This is a genomic window from Haloglomus salinum, from assembly GCF_024298825.1.
Taxonomy (GTDB): Archaea; Halobacteriota; Halobacteria; order Halobacteriales; family Haloarculaceae; genus Haloglomus; species Haloglomus salinum.
Map to the genome: position 1 here is coordinate 3,594,733 of NZ_CP101153.1, position 18,215 is coordinate 3,612,947.

General features: G+C 69.1%; 18 protein-coding genes. 13 read left to right on the plus strand and 5 right to left on the minus strand.

What is annotated here, in order from left to right:
* Position 1: 1 nt before the first annotated feature.
* Positions 2-151, plus strand: a complete 150-nt coding sequence (locus NL115_RS17575; RefSeq protein WP_254830621.1) for a DUF7331 family protein — start codon at positions 2-4, stop codon at positions 149-151.
* 177 nt (positions 152-328) lie between these two features.
* On the opposite strand, the gene dpsA is transcribed toward NL115_RS17575, so the two are convergent.
* From dpsA to NL115_RS17595, 4 genes are all read right to left on the minus strand, one after another.
* Positions 329-877 (minus strand): DNA starvation/stationary phase protection protein DpsA, encoded by a 549-nt coding sequence (dpsA, locus tag NL115_RS17580; RefSeq protein ID WP_254830622.1) that lies wholly within the window; start codon positions 875-877, stop codon positions 329-331.
* Positions 878-964: 87 nt separating this feature from the next.
* A complete protein-coding gene (locus NL115_RS17585; protein WP_254830623.1) occupies positions 965-1,345 on the minus strand; it encodes a DUF7979 domain-containing protein in 381 nt (126 codons plus the stop codon).
* 72 nt (positions 1,346-1,417) lie between these two features.
* Positions 1,418-1,825, minus strand: coding sequence for a DUF8048 family protein (locus tag NL115_RS17590; RefSeq protein ID WP_254830624.1), 408 nt, complete (start codon positions 1,823-1,825; stop codon positions 1,418-1,420).
* A 64-nt stretch (positions 1,826-1,889) separates the two neighbouring features.
* Positions 1,890-2,480, minus strand: a complete 591-nt coding sequence (locus tag NL115_RS17595) for a PT domain-containing protein (RefSeq protein ID WP_254830625.1) — start codon at positions 2,478-2,480, stop codon at positions 1,890-1,892.
* Between the two features lie 115 nt (positions 2,481-2,595).
* On the opposite strand from NL115_RS17595, the gene NL115_RS17600 reads away from it, so the two are divergent.
* From NL115_RS17600 to NL115_RS17650, 11 genes are all read left to right on the plus strand, one after another.
* On the plus strand, positions 2,596-3,069 hold the full coding sequence (locus NL115_RS17600) for a YbaK/EbsC family protein (protein ID WP_254830626.1): 474 nt from the start codon (positions 2,596-2,598) through the stop codon (positions 3,067-3,069).
* Positions 3,070-3,181: 112 nt separating this feature from the next.
* The gene (locus NL115_RS17605; RefSeq protein ID WP_254830627.1) at positions 3,182-4,336 is read left to right on the plus strand and encodes an alpha/beta fold hydrolase; all 1,155 of its coding nucleotides are present in this window, start codon (positions 3,182-3,184) and stop codon (positions 4,334-4,336) included.
* 133 nt (positions 4,337-4,469) lie between these two features.
* Positions 4,470-5,417: a transcription initiation factor IIB gene (locus tag NL115_RS17610; RefSeq protein WP_254822229.1), complete on the plus strand. Its 948-nt coding sequence runs from the start codon at positions 4,470-4,472 to the stop codon at positions 5,415-5,417.
* Positions 5,418-5,641: 224 nt separating this feature from the next.
* Positions 5,642-7,231 (plus strand): succinic semialdehyde dehydrogenase, encoded by a 1,590-nt coding sequence (locus NL115_RS17615; protein ID WP_254830628.1) that lies wholly within the window; start codon positions 5,642-5,644, stop codon positions 7,229-7,231.
* 137 nt (positions 7,232-7,368) lie between these two features.
* Positions 7,369-8,724: an NRAMP family divalent metal transporter gene (locus NL115_RS17620; protein ID WP_254830629.1), complete on the plus strand. Its 1,356-nt coding sequence runs from the start codon at positions 7,369-7,371 to the stop codon at positions 8,722-8,724.
* A 21-nt stretch (positions 8,725-8,745) separates the two neighbouring features.
* Positions 8,746-9,321 (plus strand): hypothetical protein, encoded by a 576-nt coding sequence (locus NL115_RS17625; protein ID WP_254830630.1) that lies wholly within the window; start codon positions 8,746-8,748, stop codon positions 9,319-9,321.
* Positions 9,322-9,374: 53 nt separating this feature from the next.
* The gene (locus tag NL115_RS17630; protein ID WP_254830631.1) at positions 9,375-10,088 is read left to right on the plus strand and encodes a helix-turn-helix domain-containing protein; all 714 of its coding nucleotides are present in this window, start codon (positions 9,375-9,377) and stop codon (positions 10,086-10,088) included.
* A 218-nt stretch (positions 10,089-10,306) separates the two neighbouring features.
* Positions 10,307-11,230: a beta propeller repeat protein gene (locus NL115_RS17635; RefSeq protein ID WP_254830632.1), complete on the plus strand. Its 924-nt coding sequence runs from the start codon at positions 10,307-10,309 to the stop codon at positions 11,228-11,230.
* A gap of 517 nt (positions 11,231-11,747) precedes the next feature.
* A complete protein-coding gene (locus NL115_RS17640; RefSeq protein ID WP_254830633.1) occupies positions 11,748-11,945 on the plus strand; it encodes a hypothetical protein in 198 nt (65 codons plus the stop codon).
* 275 nt (positions 11,946-12,220) lie between these two features.
* Positions 12,221-13,078: an SDR family oxidoreductase gene (locus NL115_RS17645; RefSeq protein ID WP_254830634.1), complete on the plus strand. Its 858-nt coding sequence runs from the start codon at positions 12,221-12,223 to the stop codon at positions 13,076-13,078.
* The gene (locus NL115_RS17650; RefSeq protein WP_254830635.1) at positions 13,071-14,057 is read left to right on the plus strand and encodes a patatin-like phospholipase family protein; all 987 of its coding nucleotides are present in this window, start codon (positions 13,071-13,073) and stop codon (positions 14,055-14,057) included. The genes NL115_RS17645 and NL115_RS17650 overlap by 8 nt, the downstream gene beginning before the upstream one ends.
* A 17-nt stretch (positions 14,058-14,074) precedes the next feature.
* Here the strand turns inward: NL115_RS17650 and NL115_RS17655 are convergent, their stop codons facing one another.
* Positions 14,075-15,670 (minus strand): GMC family oxidoreductase, encoded by a 1,596-nt coding sequence (locus NL115_RS17655; protein WP_254830636.1) that lies wholly within the window; start codon positions 15,668-15,670, stop codon positions 14,075-14,077.
* A gap of 249 nt (positions 15,671-15,919) precedes the next feature.
* Between NL115_RS17655 and NL115_RS17660 the strand changes: the two genes are divergently transcribed.
* The gene (locus NL115_RS17660) at positions 15,920-18,091 is read left to right on the plus strand and encodes an MmgE/PrpD family protein (RefSeq protein WP_254830637.1); all 2,172 of its coding nucleotides are present in this window, start codon (positions 15,920-15,922) and stop codon (positions 18,089-18,091) included.
* Positions 18,092-18,215 lie beyond the last annotated feature (124 nt).

Below are 18,215 nucleotides of genomic sequence, written 5' to 3' on the forward strand. Positions count from 1 at the left end.
GATGGAAGCCACCCGCAGCCGGGATTCCGAGAGCCCGGAGGCACCCAGGGTCACTGCCCACGGGGCCTCCCCAGAGCGTACCGTGTTCACCGAGGAGGGGAACCCTGACGCGTGGATCGCGACGGACACGCTCGTGGAACTGGACGACTGACCGCTCGACCGTTCCGAACTGCTTCTCCACGTAGCTGTATTCTGTTCGAATTCTGTCCTGAAAATTCGCCATAGCGCTTCAGTAGCCGATATAACTCGGACAAATCGGAAATTATCGAGAGATACGTCCGGCCGGGCGCGGCCGGCAACGTGCGTCAGCGTAGGCCGACGGGAATCGTCAGTGGGTGGCCTCGTCGAGCACGAGGGTGTCGTCCTCGAGGTAGTGTTCGAAGTGGTGGGCGTGCTCCTCGAGGTCCTCGAGGTACCGGCGGAGGATCTCGGCGGAGGTGTAGTCGCCCATGTCCTCCATCATGCCGATGTGGTCGCGCATCGTCTCGATCATGTCGCCGAACATCTCCATGTCGTTCGCGAGCGAGGTGCGGATGTCGTAGACGTCCTCGCCCTCCGGCTCGACAGGGGCGGACTCCTCGAGCTTCGCGGCGCCGGAGATGGGGACGCCGCCCAGTGCCTGGGCACGCTCGGCGAAGGCGTCGGCAGCCGCTTCCAGGTCCTCGGCCACCTCGCCGAGGTACTCGTGGAGTTCGAGGAACTCGGCGCCCTCGACGTTCCAGTGGTGCTTCCGAATCTGGTGGTAGGCCACGTACGACGCCGCGAGGTCGGTGTTGAACGCGTCCACAATCTGCTCTGCCTTGTCCGAATCGATACGCAGTGCCTCGCTGCCCTCGACGGTACCTGCCTGCTGACGAACGTTCTTCTGGGTGCTCATTGCATCCGTATCTGGGGCCGCCGGCCACTTAATGGTTTCCGCCTATGAAAGTCGTTTTTTGGTTAGACAAAGAAATGTTCCCATCAGCTAGGCGTGCCTAGTCACGGGAGGGGGGTGGAATCGGGGAGCCAGTCCCAGTAGATTCCCACCCGTTCGCGCCGGGTCGAGAGGACGGCCCTCGGACACGACGGAGTACGGAAGCGCGTCCGCGGCCATCCGGGACTCCTCGTCGAATCGGACGAAATCCCCCTCTGCCGCACGTGCCTCGTCGAAGACGCGCTGCTGGACATCGGTCAGGTCGTCGTACCGTTCCTGCTCGAACTCCTCCGGAGGCTCGGCATCGAGTTCGTACACCGCGAGCTGAACCAGTTCACACTCGGTGACTGGAACCGGTTCCTGCGGTCGAGCGGGTGGTTCGACAGGGGTGAGCGCGACGAGACCAGCACCCGTGAGGATGAGGACGAGCATCCCGGCACCGAGACCCTGCTCGCGCCGATTACCTTCAGGTCCGCGCTGGCGAGCTGGCGGCAAGTATCTTCCTCACTCCCGTGTGAGAATCATCGGCGTGGCGCCGTCGAACGGCTCGGTGGACTCACCGCGGGTCTCGGCCGCACGACGGGCCTGCCGGTCGTGAACGGCGAGCAGGCGCTCGAAGTCCGCGTCGTCGATGTCGAGCGTATCGGCGAAGTCGGCCCACACCTCCGGGAGGACCACGCAGTGGAACGCCTCGTCGGTGCGGGCGACCACGGGGTCGTGGGGGAGATACCTGCGCCACTCGTAGACGAGATTGTCGATGCCGGGGAGCTCCCGGGCGGACTGCTGGTGGCGCCGGAGAAGGGTACGGAGCCGGTCCGGGTCCGCGTCCGTCCGGTCGGCCACCGTCGCGACGATATCGTCGTCGAAGGGGACGAGCGGGCCGCGACGGGCCGAGGCGGTGGAGTCCGTCACGGCCGGCTCTACCCGACCGGTGGATATAGGGGCATCGACCGGGGGGAGGAGCGATACGGGTAGGCTACTCCGGCCCGCCCGCGCTCGCGCTCCCGTGTGCCGCGCTCGCGATGTCGCGGCCATCGTGGGCGACGGTCACCTCACGGGGGGCCTCGCCCTCGAACACGTAGCCTGCCTCGTACTCAATGTCGACGATGCACTGGGTGCACATCTCCGCGCCCCGACGCTCGTGCGCGCGGACGTTCACGTGGAGCCGGTCGTTCTCGGCGTCGTACTCGACCGACTCCTGCTCGGCGGTGTAGCAGCCGTTCGCCCCGTCGATGACGCCGTCGAGGGTGACCTCCGACCCGTCGAACCGGACATCCACCGTGTTCTTCCCCTCGCCACACCCTTGCGCGGTGACCTCGAAGGACTGGCTCACCATCTCGTTCCCATTCGGGGTCCCGGTTGGCGAGTCAGTCGCCGAGTCCGTGGGCGAATCGGTCGGGGAGTCTGTCGGGGAGTCTGTCGGGGAGTTCGTCGGTGAATCGGTTGGCGAGGCGTCGCCGCCGGCACCGCCGTCGCCGGAGTCGTCGGTCGGTTCGTCGCTGGTACAGCCTGCGATACCCGCTGCCCCGGCGAGTGCCGCGGCGCGGAGGAGGGCTCTGCGTCGCATACAGGTCCACCGAGACGGTGGGTGGATAAACCCTTCCGGGAGTCACAAACAGTCGTTTGAGCGACGGATGCTGGATGGCGTCGGATTCATGTGTCGGCGCCGCGCCCGCCGGAACATGCATGAACGCGCACGTGAGTTCGCCGAGACGGCGTGCGACCGGTACGACTTCGACCCCGCCGTCCGCGAGTTCGAGGCCGGAACGAAGACCGCGAAGGCCGCGGCCGATGCCATCGGCTGCCGGGTCGCACAGATCGCCTCCAGTATCGTCGTCACGGACGGGGAGGCGGTGGCCGTGGTCGTCACGAGCGGCGCGAACCGGCTCGACACCGACCGGGTCGCGGACGTGCTGGGCTGGGCGGACGCCGACCTCGCCGACCCCGAAACCGTCCGCGAGGCGACCGGCTGGGCCATCGGCGGGGTGCCGCCGTTCTGTCACGCCTCGGACCTGCCGACGCTGCTCGACGAGACGCTGCTCGAGTTCGACGAGGTGTGGGCCGCGGCAGGGACGCCGGCGGCCGTCTTCCCGGTCGACCCGGAGCGACTCGCGGAGCTGGCGGCGGCCGAGCCGGCGGCGGTCGCCGAGTCCTGACGGTGTCTACTGGTCGTTCTCGTCCGGCACTAGGGGCCTCCGGAGGGGGATGCTGCTCCGCGTCCAGTGGGTTTCCACACACTTACCAGCGCGGACCGAGAGGAGGCCGCACATGCACCGGGACGACCGCGTGACGACGGAGCCGGGCGACTCCCCGGTCACGTCCGTCCCGCGCGACTACGCCCCGGCCGACGCCGGCCACTGGTTCGAACTCTCCGAGGGCCGGGACGCGGGCAAGAAACTGTTCTTCTGGGACGTGACGCTCACCGCACAGGGGCTCGTCCCCACCGAGGCCACGGCGGAGACGGTCGCTGACCTCCCGGTCGTGCTGTTCGTCCACGGCAACCCGGAGTGCTCGTACGCCTACCGGAACGTCGTGCGCGCGTTGCGCGACCGCGCCGCCGCGGGGAAGTTCTCCCTGCCCGTCCGGCTGGTCGCGGTCGACCACATCGGCTTCGGGCTCTCCTCCACGGCCACCCACGAGGTGGTTCCGATGGACCACGCCGAGAACCTCGACCAGCTGGTCGGGGCGCTCGACCTGTGGGACGTGACCCTCGTCGTCCACGACTGGGGCGGCCCCATCGGCATCGGCGCGCTCCTGCGCGAGCCGGACCGGGTGACGGGGCTCGTCGCCTGCAACACGACGGTGTTCCCGATGCCGTTCGTCGGGCCGACCTTCGACGACTACCCCATCGGCTGGCTCCCGTGGGCTGATTTCCCCCGCGTCACGCCGGACCGGTTCTGGCCCGCTGTCGCCTCGTACGCCGTCTTCCGTCGGCCCGCCGGGGAGTACCGCGTCCTGCTGGAACTGCTCTTCTACCTCGCGCGGGTCGAGGGGTTCGGCTGGTTCCCCGAGCACGAGCGCGACGCCCGCCGGGTCTACTACGAGCAGTTCGAGGACGAGTGGAACACGCGCGCCTCGAAGCGCCTCGTCCGGCAGACACGCTACTGGGGGCACGGCAACACCTTCGAGGACCCACGCATCGGGACCCGGAACACCGCACCGTTCTACCGCGCCATCCACGACGGCATCGGTCGTGAGTGGGGTCCTTCGGGCCGTGAGGTGGACGTCGAACTCGTGTTCGGCGGCTGGGACCCGCTCGCGAAGGACGCCGTCCTCGACCAGTGGGCCGAGGCGCTCCCGCAGGCCGAGGGCCACATGACGGTGCTAGACGGCGTCTCGCACTTCGTCGAGGAGGAACGCCCCGAGCGGGTCGCGAGGGCCGTCGTCGATGCGGGCGGGTTCGCCGCCGCTCACACGACGTGAACCCCGACGCGAGCCCGGTCGAGAGGCGACTCGCCAGCGTCCCGTCTGCTGACTGACGATTCCGGACGAGCACCGGCAACGGTCCACACAGACAAAGCTTTTATATGTGGCTGGGTCCGACGACATAAGTATAATGGCAGGGCCGACTCGCCAGCGAGAGCGGAGTGTCGAATCCGAGGAGGAAGACGAAACACAGCGGGGCTGTCCTGAATGCGAGTCGACGGATCTTGTTCACGACGGGGAGGAGCTCGTCTGTGACGACTGTGGCCTGGTCATCGAGGAGGACCAGATCGACCGCGGGCCGGAGTGGCGTGCGTTCAACCACTCCGAGCGACAGTCCAAGTCCCGGGTCGGGGCGCCGACGACCCAGACGATGCACGACAAGGGGCTGACGACCCAGATCGACTGGAAGAACAAGGACGCCTACGGTCGCTCCATCTCCTCGGAGCGCCGCTCCCAGATGAACCGACTCCGGAAATGGCAGGAGCGGATCCGGACGAAGGACGCCGGCGAGCGCAACCTCCAGTTCGCGCTCTCGGAGATCGACCGGATGGCCTCCGCGCTCGGTGTTCCGCGCTCGGTCCGGGAGGTCGCCTCCGTCATCTACCGCCGCGCGCTCGACGAGGACCTCATCCGTGGTCGCTCCATCGAGGGTGTCGCCACGGCCGCGCTGTACGCGGCGTGCCGACAGGAGGGTATCCCGCGCTCCCTCGACGAGGTCGCCGAGGTCGCACGGGTGGAGCAGAAGGAGATCGGCCGGACCTATCGCTACGTCGCTCAGGAACTCTCGCTCGGGCTGGAACCGGTCGACCCCGTGCAGTACGTCCCGCGCTTCTGCTCCGAACTCGGCCTCAGCGAGGAGGTCGAGCAGAAGACCCGCGAGATAATCGAGGTCACGGCCGAGAAGGGGATGCTCTCGGGCAAGTCCCCGACCGGCTACGCCGCAGCCGCCATCTACGCCGCCTCGCTGCTCTGCAACGAGAAGAAGACCCAGCGCGAGGTCGCCGAGGTCGCGCAGGTGACCGAAGTGACGATTCGGAACCGATATCAGGAGCAGATCGAGGCGCTGGGCATCCACTGAGTCGGACGGCGATTCCCCGATAACGGCGGACATTCACCTACTCTCGCTTGCGTTTATCGGATAGCGACGATATTGTCCTGTTCTCCACCACTCCTGCTATCTCTCCTGGGCGCCCGCCGTGAACCCGGCGAGACCTTCGTGGCGCCCGGCCAGCGGGCCCCGGTTAATACTCCCCCGCGTACCGTGCTACACGCTTAAGGACGATGGGGCCGGGAATACAGCACATGACCGTCAGCGAACAAGCGGGCGAGTTCGACATCGAGTCCGCCGAAGAGGACGAGCGCATCGCGGGGCTGGGGAAGTACGTCACGCTGGCCGACGGCGTCACGGAGACGTTCGACGTGAGCGAGCCGTTCACCGGCGACACCGCCGGGACGCTCCCGGCCTGCCAGGAGGCCGACATGCGCGAGGCGTTCGAGCGTGCTCGCGAGGCCCAGGAGGAGTGGGCGGCCCGGCCCGTCGAGGAGCGCGAGGAGATCATCCTCGACGCCCACGACATGACCCTCGACCGCGACGGCGAGTTCCTCGACGTCGTGCAGGTCGAGACGGGCAAGTCCCGGAAGCACGCCCACGAGGAGGTCATGGACGTGGCGATGAACGCGCGCTACTACGGCCACCGCGCGGAGGGCCTGCTCTCTCGCAAGCGCAAGAAGTCCGGCATTCCGGGCGCACAGAAGACCTGGGAGTACCACCAGCCCGTCGGCGTCGTCGGGATGATAACGCCGTGGAACTATCCCCTGAGCCTCACCATCTCCGACGCCATCCCCGCGCTGCTCGCGGGCAACGCAGTCGTCATCAAGCCCGCGCCCGACACGCCGTACAGCGCGCTGAAGTCGAAGGAGCTACTGGAGGACGCCGGGCTCCCGAGCGACCTCTACCAGATCGTCCCCGGCTACGGGCCGGAGCTGGGCGACCCGCTCATCGAGGAGTGCGACTTCCTGGCCTTCACCGGCTCCTCCGAGACCGGGAGCATGCTCGCGGCGAAGGCCGCCGAGCAGCTCACGAAGTCCTCGATGGAACTCGGCGGCAAGAACCCCGCCGTCGTCTGCGAGGACGCCGACATCGAGAAGGCCGCCGAGGGGCTGGTCCGGGGCTGCTTCACGAACGCCGGCCAGCTGTGTATCTCCATCGAGCGCCTCTACGTCCACGAGTCCATCAGAGAGGAGTTCGTCGAGGAGTTCGTCCGTCAGACCGAGGCGATGGAACTGGGCACGGGCTACGACTACTCCTACGACCTGGGCTGTCTCATCAGCGAGGACCACCTCGAGAAGGTCGAGGAGCACGTCGAGGACGCCCGCGCGAAGGGCGCCAACGTGCTGACCGGCGGCACGGCGCGCCCGGATGTCGGCCCGACCTTCTACGAGCCGACCATCCTGACCGACGTGCCCGAGGAGAGCCTCCCGTGCTGTGACGAGACGTTCGGCCCGGTCGTCGGCATCTACGAGTTCTCCGACGAGGCCGAAGCCATCGAGCGAGCCAACGATTCGGAGTACGGCCTGAACGGCTCGGTCTGGACCGAGGATTACGACCGCGGCGTCGAACTCGCCTCGCAGATCGAGTGCGGCACCGTCAACGTCAACGAGGGGTACGCCGCGGCCTTCGCCGCCACCGACGCCCCGATGGGTGGCATGAAGAACTCCGGCATCGGCCGGCGCCACGCGTCCGAGGGCCTGCTCAAGTACACGGAGTCACAGAACGTGACGCTCCAGCAGGCCGGCACGATGTCCGCGCCACCGGGTGTTCCGTACGGCCTCTACGCGAAGGGCGTCAACTACGCGCTCCGCCTCATCGAGAAGGTCCCCGGCCTCCGGTAGTCGGCGACCGTTCGCTCCTCACCGACCGTTCTCGTCACGCAACCCGACCAGCGGCGCCGCCGTCGTCCCTCGCGACTGCCACTGGGTAATACCACCGAGTGCAAACAGTTAAGCCGGGAACGTCCGGAGGCGGCCGTATGAACACGGCACGGATTCGTAACGGACTGCGCGAGATGGGTCCTGGCTGGGTGGCGGGCGCTATCGCGGCCGGGCCGGCGACCATCGGGTCGCTGGTGGCGGCTGCCGCCGGCTTCGGCTACGACCTGCTCTGGGTCGTCCTGTTGTCGGCACCGGCCGGCTTCCTCGCGCTCCTGCTCGCCGCGCACCTCGGGACGCGGACGGAACGGGGTATCGTGGCCACCGTCGAGGACCACCTCGGTGAGGGCTGGGCGTGGCTGCTCGTCGCCGACGCAGTCATCGTCTCGATGGTGGCCCAGTTACTCATCATGAAGACCCTGGCGGACATCTCCAGCACCTTGCTGGGCCTGGATGCCCGGGTCTGGGGCGTCGTCTGGGCGCTCGTCCTCGTGGTGGGGCTCGCGGGCGGCGGCTACCGCGTCGCCGAGGTCGGCGCGAAGGTCATCGTCTCGGCGGTCGTACTCGTCTTCCTCGCCACGCTCGTCGTCGTGCCACCGGACCTCGGCGCGGCCGCGACCGGACTCGTGCCCGCTTCGCCGCCCGGGTCGGCCGACGCCATCGCCGGGGTACTGGGTGGCGCCGTCCACATCACGCTCATCACGATGCACACGTACACGATGCACGCCCGTGGCTGGGGGAGCGAGGACTACGACCTGGCCGTGTTCGACGCGGGAGCCTCGATGCTCGCCGCCTTCGGTGTCTACAGCATCGCCATCTTCCTCGTCCTCGCGGGTGCCATCGGGGGACAGAACGTCGCCCCGACCGCCGCCGCCGCGGCGGGCGCGCTGGAACCCGTGGCCGGTGGTGCTGCGGTCACGCTGTTCCTCGTCGGCATCCTCGGCGCGGCCGTCTCGACGCTCGGCGGGAACACGGTCGTCCCGCCGTTCCTCGTCGCCGACAAGCTCGGCTGGGGGACCACCGTCGAGGACACCCGCTACCGTGCGCTCATCGCGGTGACCGCGCTGGTCTCCGCGGCCGGCGCCTTCGTCGGCGGGAACTTCATCCCGCTCCTGCTGCAGGCACTCGTCATCGGCACCGTCGGCACGCCGTTCGCGCTCGCCATCGTCCTCTACCTGCTTCATAGCGACGCTGTCCCGACCCGGCCCTCGCGGTCGGTGACGGGCGCGGGTGTCCTGCTGTTCGCGTTCGTCTCCTACGTCGCGGCCGACTCCGTCTACGGGACTGCCCGGGGACTCCTGGCCGCGGAGGGCGGCGTCGGGACGGCACTGCTCACCTCGCCGGCCGCCACGCTCTCGGTCGTGTTCGCGGCCGTCCTGGCCGTCGCGACCGTCGGCCTCGGTGCGAAGTTCCTCCTCCAGCGGGGTGACGTGCCGGCCGCCGAGCCGGCCGACTGAGTGCCTCCCGTGCCCGACGATATGGACCCGACGGACGCGGACGACCCGCTGGCCGCCGGCGTCCCCGCGACCGGCCGGACGGTCCTGACGGGCCCCTCGAACGCGGGGAAGACGCGTCGGACCGCGGCCGCACTCCGGGAGTACATCGACCGATACGGGCGGGTTGGCGTGGTCGTGCTCGACTTCGCGCCGACGGTCGTTCGGGACGGAGCGGTGCTTGGCGGGCGGCTCGACCGGTTCGACGTTCCCCGCGTCGCGTGGACGGGGACCCTCGTCGCGCACGCGCCGCGCGCCGAGAGCGGCGGTGACCCAGAGCGTGCGCTCGAGCTGGCGCGTGCGAACGGACGCAACGCCGAGCGGCTGTTCGACGCCGCCCCGCCGGCACGCGCGGTCTTCATCAACGACGCCACCATCCCGTTCCAGGCTACCGGTGACCCGTCGCCGCTCGATGTGGCCTGCGGCGGCGCCTCACTGGTCGTGGCCAACGCGTTCGACGGCGACCTGGGCGAGGGGCCGGTGAGCGACGCGGAGCGGACGGCCCTCGACAGACTGACCGAGTGGGTGGACCGGCGGGTGCGGCTCCAGGGCGCCCGTTGAACGCCCGGTTCCGGGAACGCTTTTGTCACAAGGGGTACACCGGAGCATCAAGCATGTCGAAGCCGGTGTCGTCACCGCTCGCGAGTTCGAACGCGGTCCACGCCCGGGTGGTGGTCCGGCCCGTCCGTGACTGTCCGGTCACGCGGCTGGCCGGGGAGTTCGGCATCCGCGAGCTGGTCGCACCCGGTGCGCCGGGCCGGGCGCCCCAGGTGGTCGTGGAATCCGCCCCGGAGGAGCGGCTGGTCGAACTCGGCGCCCACCCTATCGTTCGCGCCGGCGACGGCACGGTCTGCCGACTCCCCTCGCTCGTCGAGAGCGAGGACGGGGCTGTGAGTGCCTGCGGGCACGGACACTGCCTGGGTCACGGCTTCGGCTTCCTCCCGATCGATGCGTATCACACGCACTGGGAGGGTGACGCGCTCCGCTGCTCGTTCGCGGCCCTGGACACGCGCGAGGTCGAACGCGTCATCGAGTCGTTCGGCGCGGCCGACTACGTGGTCGAGCTGGAACAGCTCATCCGCGCCGGCGACGACGCCCCGGAGGGTGTCTCGGCGGCCTCCGAGACGACCATCCTCGACATCGACGAGCTGACCGACCGCCAGCGCGAGGTCGCACGCGCGGCTGTCGAACGCGGGTACTTCGACCCGGACGGCCCCTCGGCGGCCGATGTCGCCGACGACCTCGGCATCGCGAAGGCCACGCTCTCCGAACACCTCCGCGCGGTCCAGCGCGAACTCGTGCAGCAGGCGTTCGATATCCCCGACTGACCGAGCGGCGCTTCCGTTCGTCGCCCGATACGCGACGGGGGGGTCGTCCCCCCGGCCAGTTCCCGACCCGTTTTCGCTTCAGCCGGTCGCGGAATCTCGCTCCCCTCGCGCGGTTCTGCCGTACTACAAAAGGCCCCGAACTGTTCGCCGTCATCGATTGTGTGGCTCCCCCGTTACGAAGGAATGTGATGCAGGAAGGTACGACCCGACGTGCGTTCATGCGAGGTATCGCCGGGACGGCGGTCGCGACGACCGTCGTCGGTAGCGCCGCTGCCGCCGACTCGGATGCCGAGTGGACGGTCGAGGAGACCCCCACCGGCAGCACCATCTACGACGTGGAGTACACGAGCAACGGCGCGTACGCGGTCGGCGCCGGCGGCGTCGTCCTGCGGCGCGACGAGGCTGGCTGGACGAAGGTCCTCGACGGCGGCCCGACCGGCAACGGCAACTCGCTGTACGGCTCCGACGTCTCCTGCCACGGGTCCTGCCTCTGGTTCGTCGGGTCGTCCGGCGCCATCGGGATGTTCAACGTCGAGACCGGGAACCTCGAGGACTACTCCGCCCCGATGGACGTGACGAACAACTTCAACGACGTGAGCACGCGACCGACCTCGAACGGGACGAACGTCTACGTCGCGGGCGACTCCGGGAAGGTCTACTTCTCCTTCGACGGCGGCAAGACCGGCACCTGGAACTACACGACGCCCGGGAGCGGGTCGGCAGTCAACGCCATCGACTTCTTCGGCGGCCGCGACGGCCACGCGGTCGACGGGAACAAGACCGTCTTCGAGACCGACGACGGCGGCACCTACGAGAAGACCGGCGTCGCCGACGCCAACAACAACTTCTTCGGTGTCGACTCGGACGCGTTCGACGACGTGACCGTCGTCGGCGGTGGCGGCACCGTCCTCGAGTGGGACGGGTCGAAGTGGACCCGGGCCGACCTCGGCGACGCCCAGCTCCGCGATGTGAGTGTCGGCGAGGTGTCCTACACCGTCGGCGGCGGCGGCGCCGTCTTCCGACGCGACGGCTCGAAGTGGGCACAGGAAGCCACGCCAACGGGCGATAACCTGAAATCCGTCGTCGACGGCCCCACGCCGCTCGCGGTCGGCGCCGGCGGCACCATCATCGCCCGGAAGTAGGCGCGACGGTCGCCCCCGACACCACACCTCCCCCTGTCCGCTGTCCGCCGCCACCGTCCCGTTCTCGCCGTTCGGTCCGCGGTTCGTCTCTCGTCCGCTCCGCCCGAGGTCTTTGTCGTCCTCTCACGAAGGTACCTCCCGGAGCGCAGCCCACCCGCAGGCGCTGGAGCGTGCCCGTCTCGACCGCAGCGACATAAGGGACCGAACAGTTCGCCAGCAACCCCAGTATCCTGTCACCCTTCGTCGGTGGTGGGGCGGCACCGAGTGGTTCGCCCCGAACCGAGCGCGACCGCCGGCCGAGTGAGCGAATCAGGACATGGTGACTCGGCTGGCCACGGCAGCGCCGACGCGGCAGCGGGCACGAGCGCGCCGGGGCATCGGGCTCTGTGTCCCGCCCCTTCCCCCTCTCCCCTTCGCCGTTCTCCACACCACCAGGTGACGAGCCAGGTCGGTCTGGTCCGGTCCGGAAAGACCTATACCGGGGTCCCGTGTAGCCGGCGCAACGAGGCGCTACGACGTGGACACTCCCGATACCCAACTGGACGCGGACGACCGGTCGAACCGACGATATCCGACGCTCGGCATCGACGCCGTTTCGCTGTCACGGTACGACGATATCGAGGCCGACGACGGCGACCTGCTCGTGTACGACGTGGAGAACGAGGACGCCTGGATCCAGTCCACGGTACACGCCGACCGGGCCGACCTGGTCTGACGGAACTCGCCCCGCGCCTGCCCCATTTTTGCTTTCGCGACCCACTTTGGGAGATATCTGCCGCAATTCAATAGAACGTCAGCGATAACGCGATTGCTTACGGCCAGATAACCATTCATCGGTCGGGATGGGGCGTCACTTCCGCTACGGAGGCGGCGCGTGGGCGTGTCCGCGGTGGTCGGCGCGCGCGTGGTGAGCGTCGAGTTGCTGGCCCGACCCGGAACACGCCACGCGTCGGGCGTAGCGTTTTGTCCTCCCCGGGTGTGGTGACTGGTATGTCCGATGCCGACCTCCCTGATACGGACCTCACCCGTGAGTCGCTCCTCACGCTCGACGACCCGCGGTTCACCCCCGACAACGTCGCGCTCGTCACGGGCGCGGCGTCCGGCATCGGCCGGGCCACGGCCGCGGGCCTCGCGGCGACCGGCCTCACGGTCGTCGGGGCCGACATCGACGAGGACGGCCTCGGCGGAACCGCCGACATCGTGGCCGACGTGGCCGACGAGGGAGCGTTCCACGAGGCCCCGACGGACCTCACCGACGACGAGGACGTGGCGGCGATGGTCGAGGCTGCCGCCGAGGCCGGCCAGCTCCGGTACGTCGCCAACATCGCCGGGATGCAGCACATCTCACCCATCTCGAACTTCCCGATGGAGCAGTACGACCTCCTGCTGGACGTGATGCTCCGCGCGCCGTTCCTCACGGCCAGGCACGCGATGCCCCACATCCAGAACGCCGACGACGGCGCCGGCGCCATCGGCAACATGTGCTCGGTCCACGGCCACTACGCCACCCAGGACAAGGCGGCCTACATCACCGCCAAGCACGGCCTCCGCGGGCTGACACGCTCTATCGCAGCCGAGGGCGAGGGCTCGCTGCGCTCGTTCTCCGTCTCGGTGGGCTACGTCCTGACGCCGCTGATGGAGAACCAGATCGCCGACACGGCCGCGGAGCGGGGCATCTCCGAGAGCGAGGTCGTCGAGAACGTGATGCTGGGACAGGCCCGGACGAAGGAGATGATGACGCCCGCGCAGGTGGCGAACCTGTTCACCTTCGGCTTCTCCTCGCACGGCCAGCACCTCAACGGCGGCGACATGCTCTGGGACGGCGGCTACACCACCACGTATGAGTGACGTTCTGGAAGGGGCCGACGACGAGGGGCCGAGCGTCGCCATCGCCTGCCAGGGCGGCGGCAGTCACACGGCCTTCACCGCCGGCGTCCTGCGGGGCCTCCTGCGGAACTGGAACGACGAGGACACGCTCGTCGGCCTCTCGGGGACCTCCGGCGGCGCGGTCAACGCCGTCACCGCGTGGTACGGGCTCACCACCGAGGGGAGCGGCCGGGCCTGCGACCTGCTCGACGCCGTCTGGGCCGACATCGCGGCCGCGAGCCCGATGGAGCGGTGGACCAACGACTCGTTCGTCTGGCTCAACCGGGTCGAGGTCAGCGGCTTCCCGGTCCCGCGGGTCAGCCCGTACTACCTCCCCTCGGCGAAGCGGGCACAGCGGGAGTTCCGCGAGGTCGTCGAGCGCCACGTCGACTTCGCGGCGGTCCGGGACCTCTGCGACCGCGAGCACTGCCCGCATCTCGTCATCGGTACGGTCAACGTCAACGCCGGGGAGTTCGAGACGTTCACCGACCACGACGTGACCGCCGAGGCGGTGCTGGCATCCGCGGCCGTCCCCGAACTGTTTCCGGCGGTCGAGATCCACGGGCACTACCACTGGGACGGGCTGTTCAGCCAGAACCCGCCGGTCAGAGACCTCATGCACGTCGCCCCCGAGCGCAAGCCCGACGAGCTGTGGGTCGTCCAGATAAACCCACAGGAGCGGGAGGGCTTGCCGACCTCGCCGGACGAGATCGCCGACCGGCGCAACGAGCTCTCGGGGAACATCTCGCTCAACAAGGAGCTCCGGTTCATCGAACAGGTCAACGACTGGGTCGAGGCCGGGCGCCTCCCAGAATCGGAGTTCTCGCACACGACCATCCGGCGCATCGAACTGGACCAGCAGTTCGACCAGCCGAGCAAGCTCGACCGGTCGTCCGACTTCCTCACCGATCTGCTCGACCGTGGCGAGGCCAAGGCGGAAGCGTTCCTCGAGGAGCGCTGAGCCGGGCGGCGAGCGGCTCAGGAGCTGCGGATGAGGTCGGCCGCACGCTCGGCGATGGCGACCGTGGGCGCGTTCGTGTTCCCGCCCGTGAGCGTCGGCATTATCGAGGCATCGACGACACGGAGCCCCTCGACCCCGTGAACCCGGAGGTCGTCGTCGACGACAGCGTCGTCGCCGCTCCCCATCCGGCAGGTGCCGACGGGGTGGTAGACGGTGTGTGAGGTCTCGCGGACGTGCTCGGCCAGCTCCTCGTCGGTGGTCCGGTCCGCACCGGGCCACACCTCCTCGCCGCGAACGTCGTCGAACGGCTCGGCTTGCGCTATCTCGCGGGCCCGTCGGAGCCCCTCGACCAGCGCGTCCACGTCGGCCTGCTCGTCGAGGTAGTTGGGGTCGATGGCCGGGTCGTCGAAGGGGTCCGCCGACGCCAGTCGAATCTCGCCGCGGCTCTGCGGCCGGAGTTGCGTCGCCCCGATGGACATCCCTCGGCCCTCCTCGGGGTTGTCGAACCCGTGGCGCATGAAGTACGTCGGGCCGAAGTGGAACTGCAGGTCCGGTGCGTCGAGGTCGTCGGCGGTTCCAGCGCGGATGAAGCCGCCGCCCTCCCCCACGTTCGAGGTGAGTCGCCCCCGGTTCGCTCCGAAGTAGAGCAGCAGGTCGATTGGGCTTCCGGCGTCGTCCAGCGTCGAGTGCCAGCCGGCGTCGACCTCGTGGACGACGAACGCGAACAGGTGGTCCTGCAGGTGCTGGCCCACGGGCAGGTCACGCTCCACGTCGATGCCGTGCTCCCGGAGGTGGTCCTCGGGGCCGATACCCGACAGCATCAGGAGTTTCGGCGAGTCCACCGCGCCCGCCGAGACCAGCACCTCCTCGCTCGCATCCGCGACGAGGCGCTCGCCCTCGTGCTGGTACTCGACGCCGGTCGCACGCCCGTCCTCGAGGACGACCTGTGTGGCGTGTGCGCCCGTCTTCGCGGTCAGGTTCGCCCGGTCGAGGACCGGCTTCAGGTAGCCGTCGGCCGTGCTGTGGCGGCGGCCCTTCTTCTGCGTGAGGTGGTAGAGGCCGACGCCCTGCTGCTGGGCGCCGTTGAAGTCGTCGTTGCATTCGTACCCGACCTCGGCGGCCGCGTCGACGAACGTCTCCGAGATGCCGCGCGGCGACTGGGGCTCGCTCACGGCGAGCGGCCCGTTCGTGCCGTGGTACTCCCGGTTCCCGGGGCGGAAGTCCTCCGCACGCTCGAAGTACGGCAGCATGTCGTCGTACCCCCAGCCCTCGTTGCCGCGCCGGGCCCACTCGTCGTAGTCCTCGGCGTGCCCGCGGATGTAGATCATCGCGTTGATACTCGAGGACCCGCCGAGCGTCTTCCCGCGTGGCCAGTACAGCTCCCGGCCGTTCATCTCGTCCTGTGGCTCGGTGTGGTAGTCCCAGTCCGGTTCCTCGTGGAACAGCTCCGGGAACGCGGCGGGGATCGATATCTCGCGCTGGTCGTCCGGCTCGCCCGCCTCCAGCAGGAGGACCGTCGTCTGGTCATCCGCGCTCAGTCGGTTCGCGAGCACACAGCCCGCGGAGCCGGCGCCCACGATGATGTAGTCGTAGGTGGCCGTTCGTGGTGGCATGGGCACACACCTCACGGCAGCGGCATAACGCTTCGCCCCGCGGACGCCGAGAACACGGTGGCGGCGGCCGGATACCACGCGCCGCCCAGCGGGGAGCGGACGGGTGGTCTGTCGGCGACGGACGGGCCGCGCGATACCCGTCCCGGGACCGTTCGCCGTGGAGCGCCCGCGCCGCCGGACGCGCTCGTGATTTATACAGCCCTACTTGAACGGGAACAGGACCATGCGGGAGTACCGGAACCGGGGTGTATGAACGGATTCGACAGGCGGTCGGTACTCCAGGGAATCGGCGGGCTGGGTTCGCTCGCGTTGCTCGGCAAGCACGCCGTCGAGGAGGTCGACGCCGAGGAGACCGCCACGGCGGTTCCCGAGGAGGCACGGAGCGTCGAGGCGGGACTGGAACTGTTCGCAACGAAGTGGGCCGCCGGCGGGCCCATCATCACGGCCACGCGCTTCGGCCGCTTCCTCACGAACCAGACGTACAACGTCCACGTCGTCCAGCCGGAGACCGACGATGACACCGACGGACAGGCCGACCCGGCGCGCTCGTACACGCTCACGCTCGGGACCGCGGGCGCGACGGCGACCCCCGGCGTGACGCCGACGGCCCACGCCGAACTGACGATGGACGAAGCCGACTGGGAGGCCGTGCTGTACGGCGACTACACCGGCCTCGCGCCCATCCTCGCGGGCGACACCTACCCGAACAAGGACGACGCGAACACGCTCGTCGGGCTGGTGCTGGTGATGTACGTCCTCGCGCACGTCCCGCACCCGGACGAGGACCCGCGGTTCACGGCCGAGACGCTGGAGGGACTCTTCCAGCGCGGCGGCGTCCCGGAGTGCGAGGGCGAACCGGCCTCGTTCGCGACCGTCAACCGCGTCCAGAACGACCCTGCTGGCGAGGTGCGCGAGCGCGCGTTCGGCACCAACGACGCGCCCGACCTCACCCGCGAGTTCGCCGAGTGGGTCGCGGCGCTCTCCTACGACCGGCTGGGCGAGGAGCAGGTGCAACTCGCCAAGGAGCAACTGAAGAACATGCTCGGCTGTATGGTCGCGGGGGGCGCGACCGAGCCGGGACGCACCTTCTGTGACTCGACGGTCGGGTTCAGCGAGGGGCCGGCGACCGTCGTCGGCTTCGATTCGGCCTCGCCCCACGAGGCCGCGATGGCCAACAGCTACCTCTGTCAGGTGCTGGAGTGGGAGGACTGGACCAACCTCGCACACTCGGGCGCGGCCATCATCCCGGCCGCCCTCGCGGCCGCCGAAGCCGCCAGCGAGGCGGGCAAGCCCGTCTCCGGGAAGGAGCTCATCACGGCCATCGTCGCCGGCAACGAGGTGCTCGCCCGGACCAGCCAGTTCATGACGGACCTGACGAACACGGGCCAGGCGCTCCCGCTCCATCAGGTCCAGACGCCACTCGTGGCTGGCAAACTCCTCGGCCTCGACGCCGGGCAACTGCAGGACGCCGTCGGCACGGCCGCCACGCAGCCACAGCTCACCTCCATCCCGGCGTGGACCGCCGAGGCGAAGGGGATGGTCACGGCGGATCCGACCGGTGCCGGCGTCCGCGCGGCCCTCTTCGCCCGTGACGGCCTGTCGGGCCGCCGCGACCTGCTGGAGAACCCGCTGGGCTACTGCTACCGTGTCTCCGACGTGCGCAGCCCCCGCGACATGTGGCCCGCCGTCGACGACCTCGCGACCGACGGGACGCCCGTCGACCAGTGGGGCTTCCGCCGGGAGCAGTACTTCAACAAGCGCTACCCCTGCGACGGCTTCACCATGACCGCCATCCAGGCGATGCTCAACGTCCGCGGACAGCTGGTCGAGGAGGGAGTCGACCCCACAGACCCGTCGAACATCGAGTCGGTCCGTGTCCACATGAACCTCCCCATGGCCTCGACGGCAACGATGTTCAACGAGGCCGACGACGCCGTCCTCGACCGTGTCCTCGACGAGGACCAGCCCGACTGGACCTACATCTCGCTCCTGTTCGGGGGGCGCTACCCGCTCGCCGCCGCGCTCCTTCACGGCGAACTCACCGACCGGCAGTACGAGCGCGATGCCATCGCCGACGACCGCATCCGCGACCTGTGGTTCAAGTTCGACGAGGCCCCGGACCTCGGCGTCGGTGTCCTCGGCGCACAGGTCAGCGTCACCACCAGCGGCGGCGGTCCCTTCCGCTCGGCGGTCGGCGTCGACGACACCGCCGCGGGGGACGACGCGACCTACGAGTCGTTCGTCCAGTGTATCACCCGGGATGTCAACGGCCGCGGCCGCGACGACATCCAGACCTACACGCCGGACGTGAAGTTCCACGAGACCGCCCGGCGACTCCCGGAGGGCAAGCGAGACACCATCCTGAGCCACGTCGATACCCTCGAAGGGCGCCCGGTCACCGCGCTGACGGCGCTGCTCTGACGGCACTGTTCGACGGCACTGTTCCGCGGCCGTCACGCCCGTTCCCGGCGACGGGTGTCGTACAGGGAGCTGCCGTGTGTCAGCCACCCACACTTCAATCCCCGGTGGATTCCGGCAGCAGGAC

Excerpts from the sequence above, each read along its gene's own strand:
- NL115_RS17575 (WP_254830621.1), top strand. The coding sequence starts at position 2 with ATGGAAGCCACCCGCAGCCGGGATTCCGAGAGCCCGGAGGCACCCAGG.
- dpsA (WP_254830622.1), bottom strand. The coding sequence starts at position 877 with ATGAGCACCCAGAAGAACGTTCGTCAGCAGGCAGGTACCGTCGAGGGC.
- NL115_RS17585 (WP_254830623.1), bottom strand. The coding sequence starts at position 1,345 with ATGCTCGTCCTCATCCTCACGGGTGCTGGTCTCGTCGCGCTCACCCCT.
- NL115_RS17595 (WP_254830625.1), bottom strand. The coding sequence starts at position 2,480 with ATGCGACGCAGAGCCCTCCTCCGCGCCGCGGCACTCGCCGGGGCAGCG.
- NL115_RS17600 (WP_254830626.1), top strand. The coding sequence starts at position 2,596 with ATGCATGAACGCGCACGTGAGTTCGCCGAGACGGCGTGCGACCGGTAC.
- NL115_RS17605 (WP_254830627.1), top strand. The coding sequence starts at position 3,182 with ATGCACCGGGACGACCGCGTGACGACGGAGCCGGGCGACTCCCCGGTC.
- NL115_RS17610 (WP_254822229.1), top strand. The coding sequence starts at position 4,470 with ATGGCAGGGCCGACTCGCCAGCGAGAGCGGAGTGTCGAATCCGAGGAG.
- NL115_RS17615 (WP_254830628.1), top strand. The coding sequence starts at position 5,642 with ATGACCGTCAGCGAACAAGCGGGCGAGTTCGACATCGAGTCCGCCGAA.
- NL115_RS17620 (WP_254830629.1), top strand. The coding sequence starts at position 7,369 with ATGAACACGGCACGGATTCGTAACGGACTGCGCGAGATGGGTCCTGGC.
- NL115_RS17625 (WP_254830630.1), top strand. The coding sequence starts at position 8,746 with ATGGACCCGACGGACGCGGACGACCCGCTGGCCGCCGGCGTCCCCGCG.
- NL115_RS17630 (WP_254830631.1), top strand. The coding sequence starts at position 9,375 with ATGTCGAAGCCGGTGTCGTCACCGCTCGCGAGTTCGAACGCGGTCCAC.
- NL115_RS17635 (WP_254830632.1), top strand. The coding sequence starts at position 10,307 with ATGCGAGGTATCGCCGGGACGGCGGTCGCGACGACCGTCGTCGGTAGC.
- NL115_RS17645 (WP_254830634.1), top strand. The coding sequence starts at position 12,221 with ATGTCCGATGCCGACCTCCCTGATACGGACCTCACCCGTGAGTCGCTC.
- NL115_RS17650 (WP_254830635.1), top strand. The coding sequence starts at position 13,071 with ATGAGTGACGTTCTGGAAGGGGCCGACGACGAGGGGCCGAGCGTCGCC.
- NL115_RS17655 (WP_254830636.1), bottom strand. The coding sequence starts at position 15,670 with ATGCCACCACGAACGGCCACCTACGACTACATCATCGTGGGCGCCGGC.
- NL115_RS17660 (WP_254830637.1), top strand. The coding sequence starts at position 15,920 with ATGAACGGATTCGACAGGCGGTCGGTACTCCAGGGAATCGGCGGGCTG.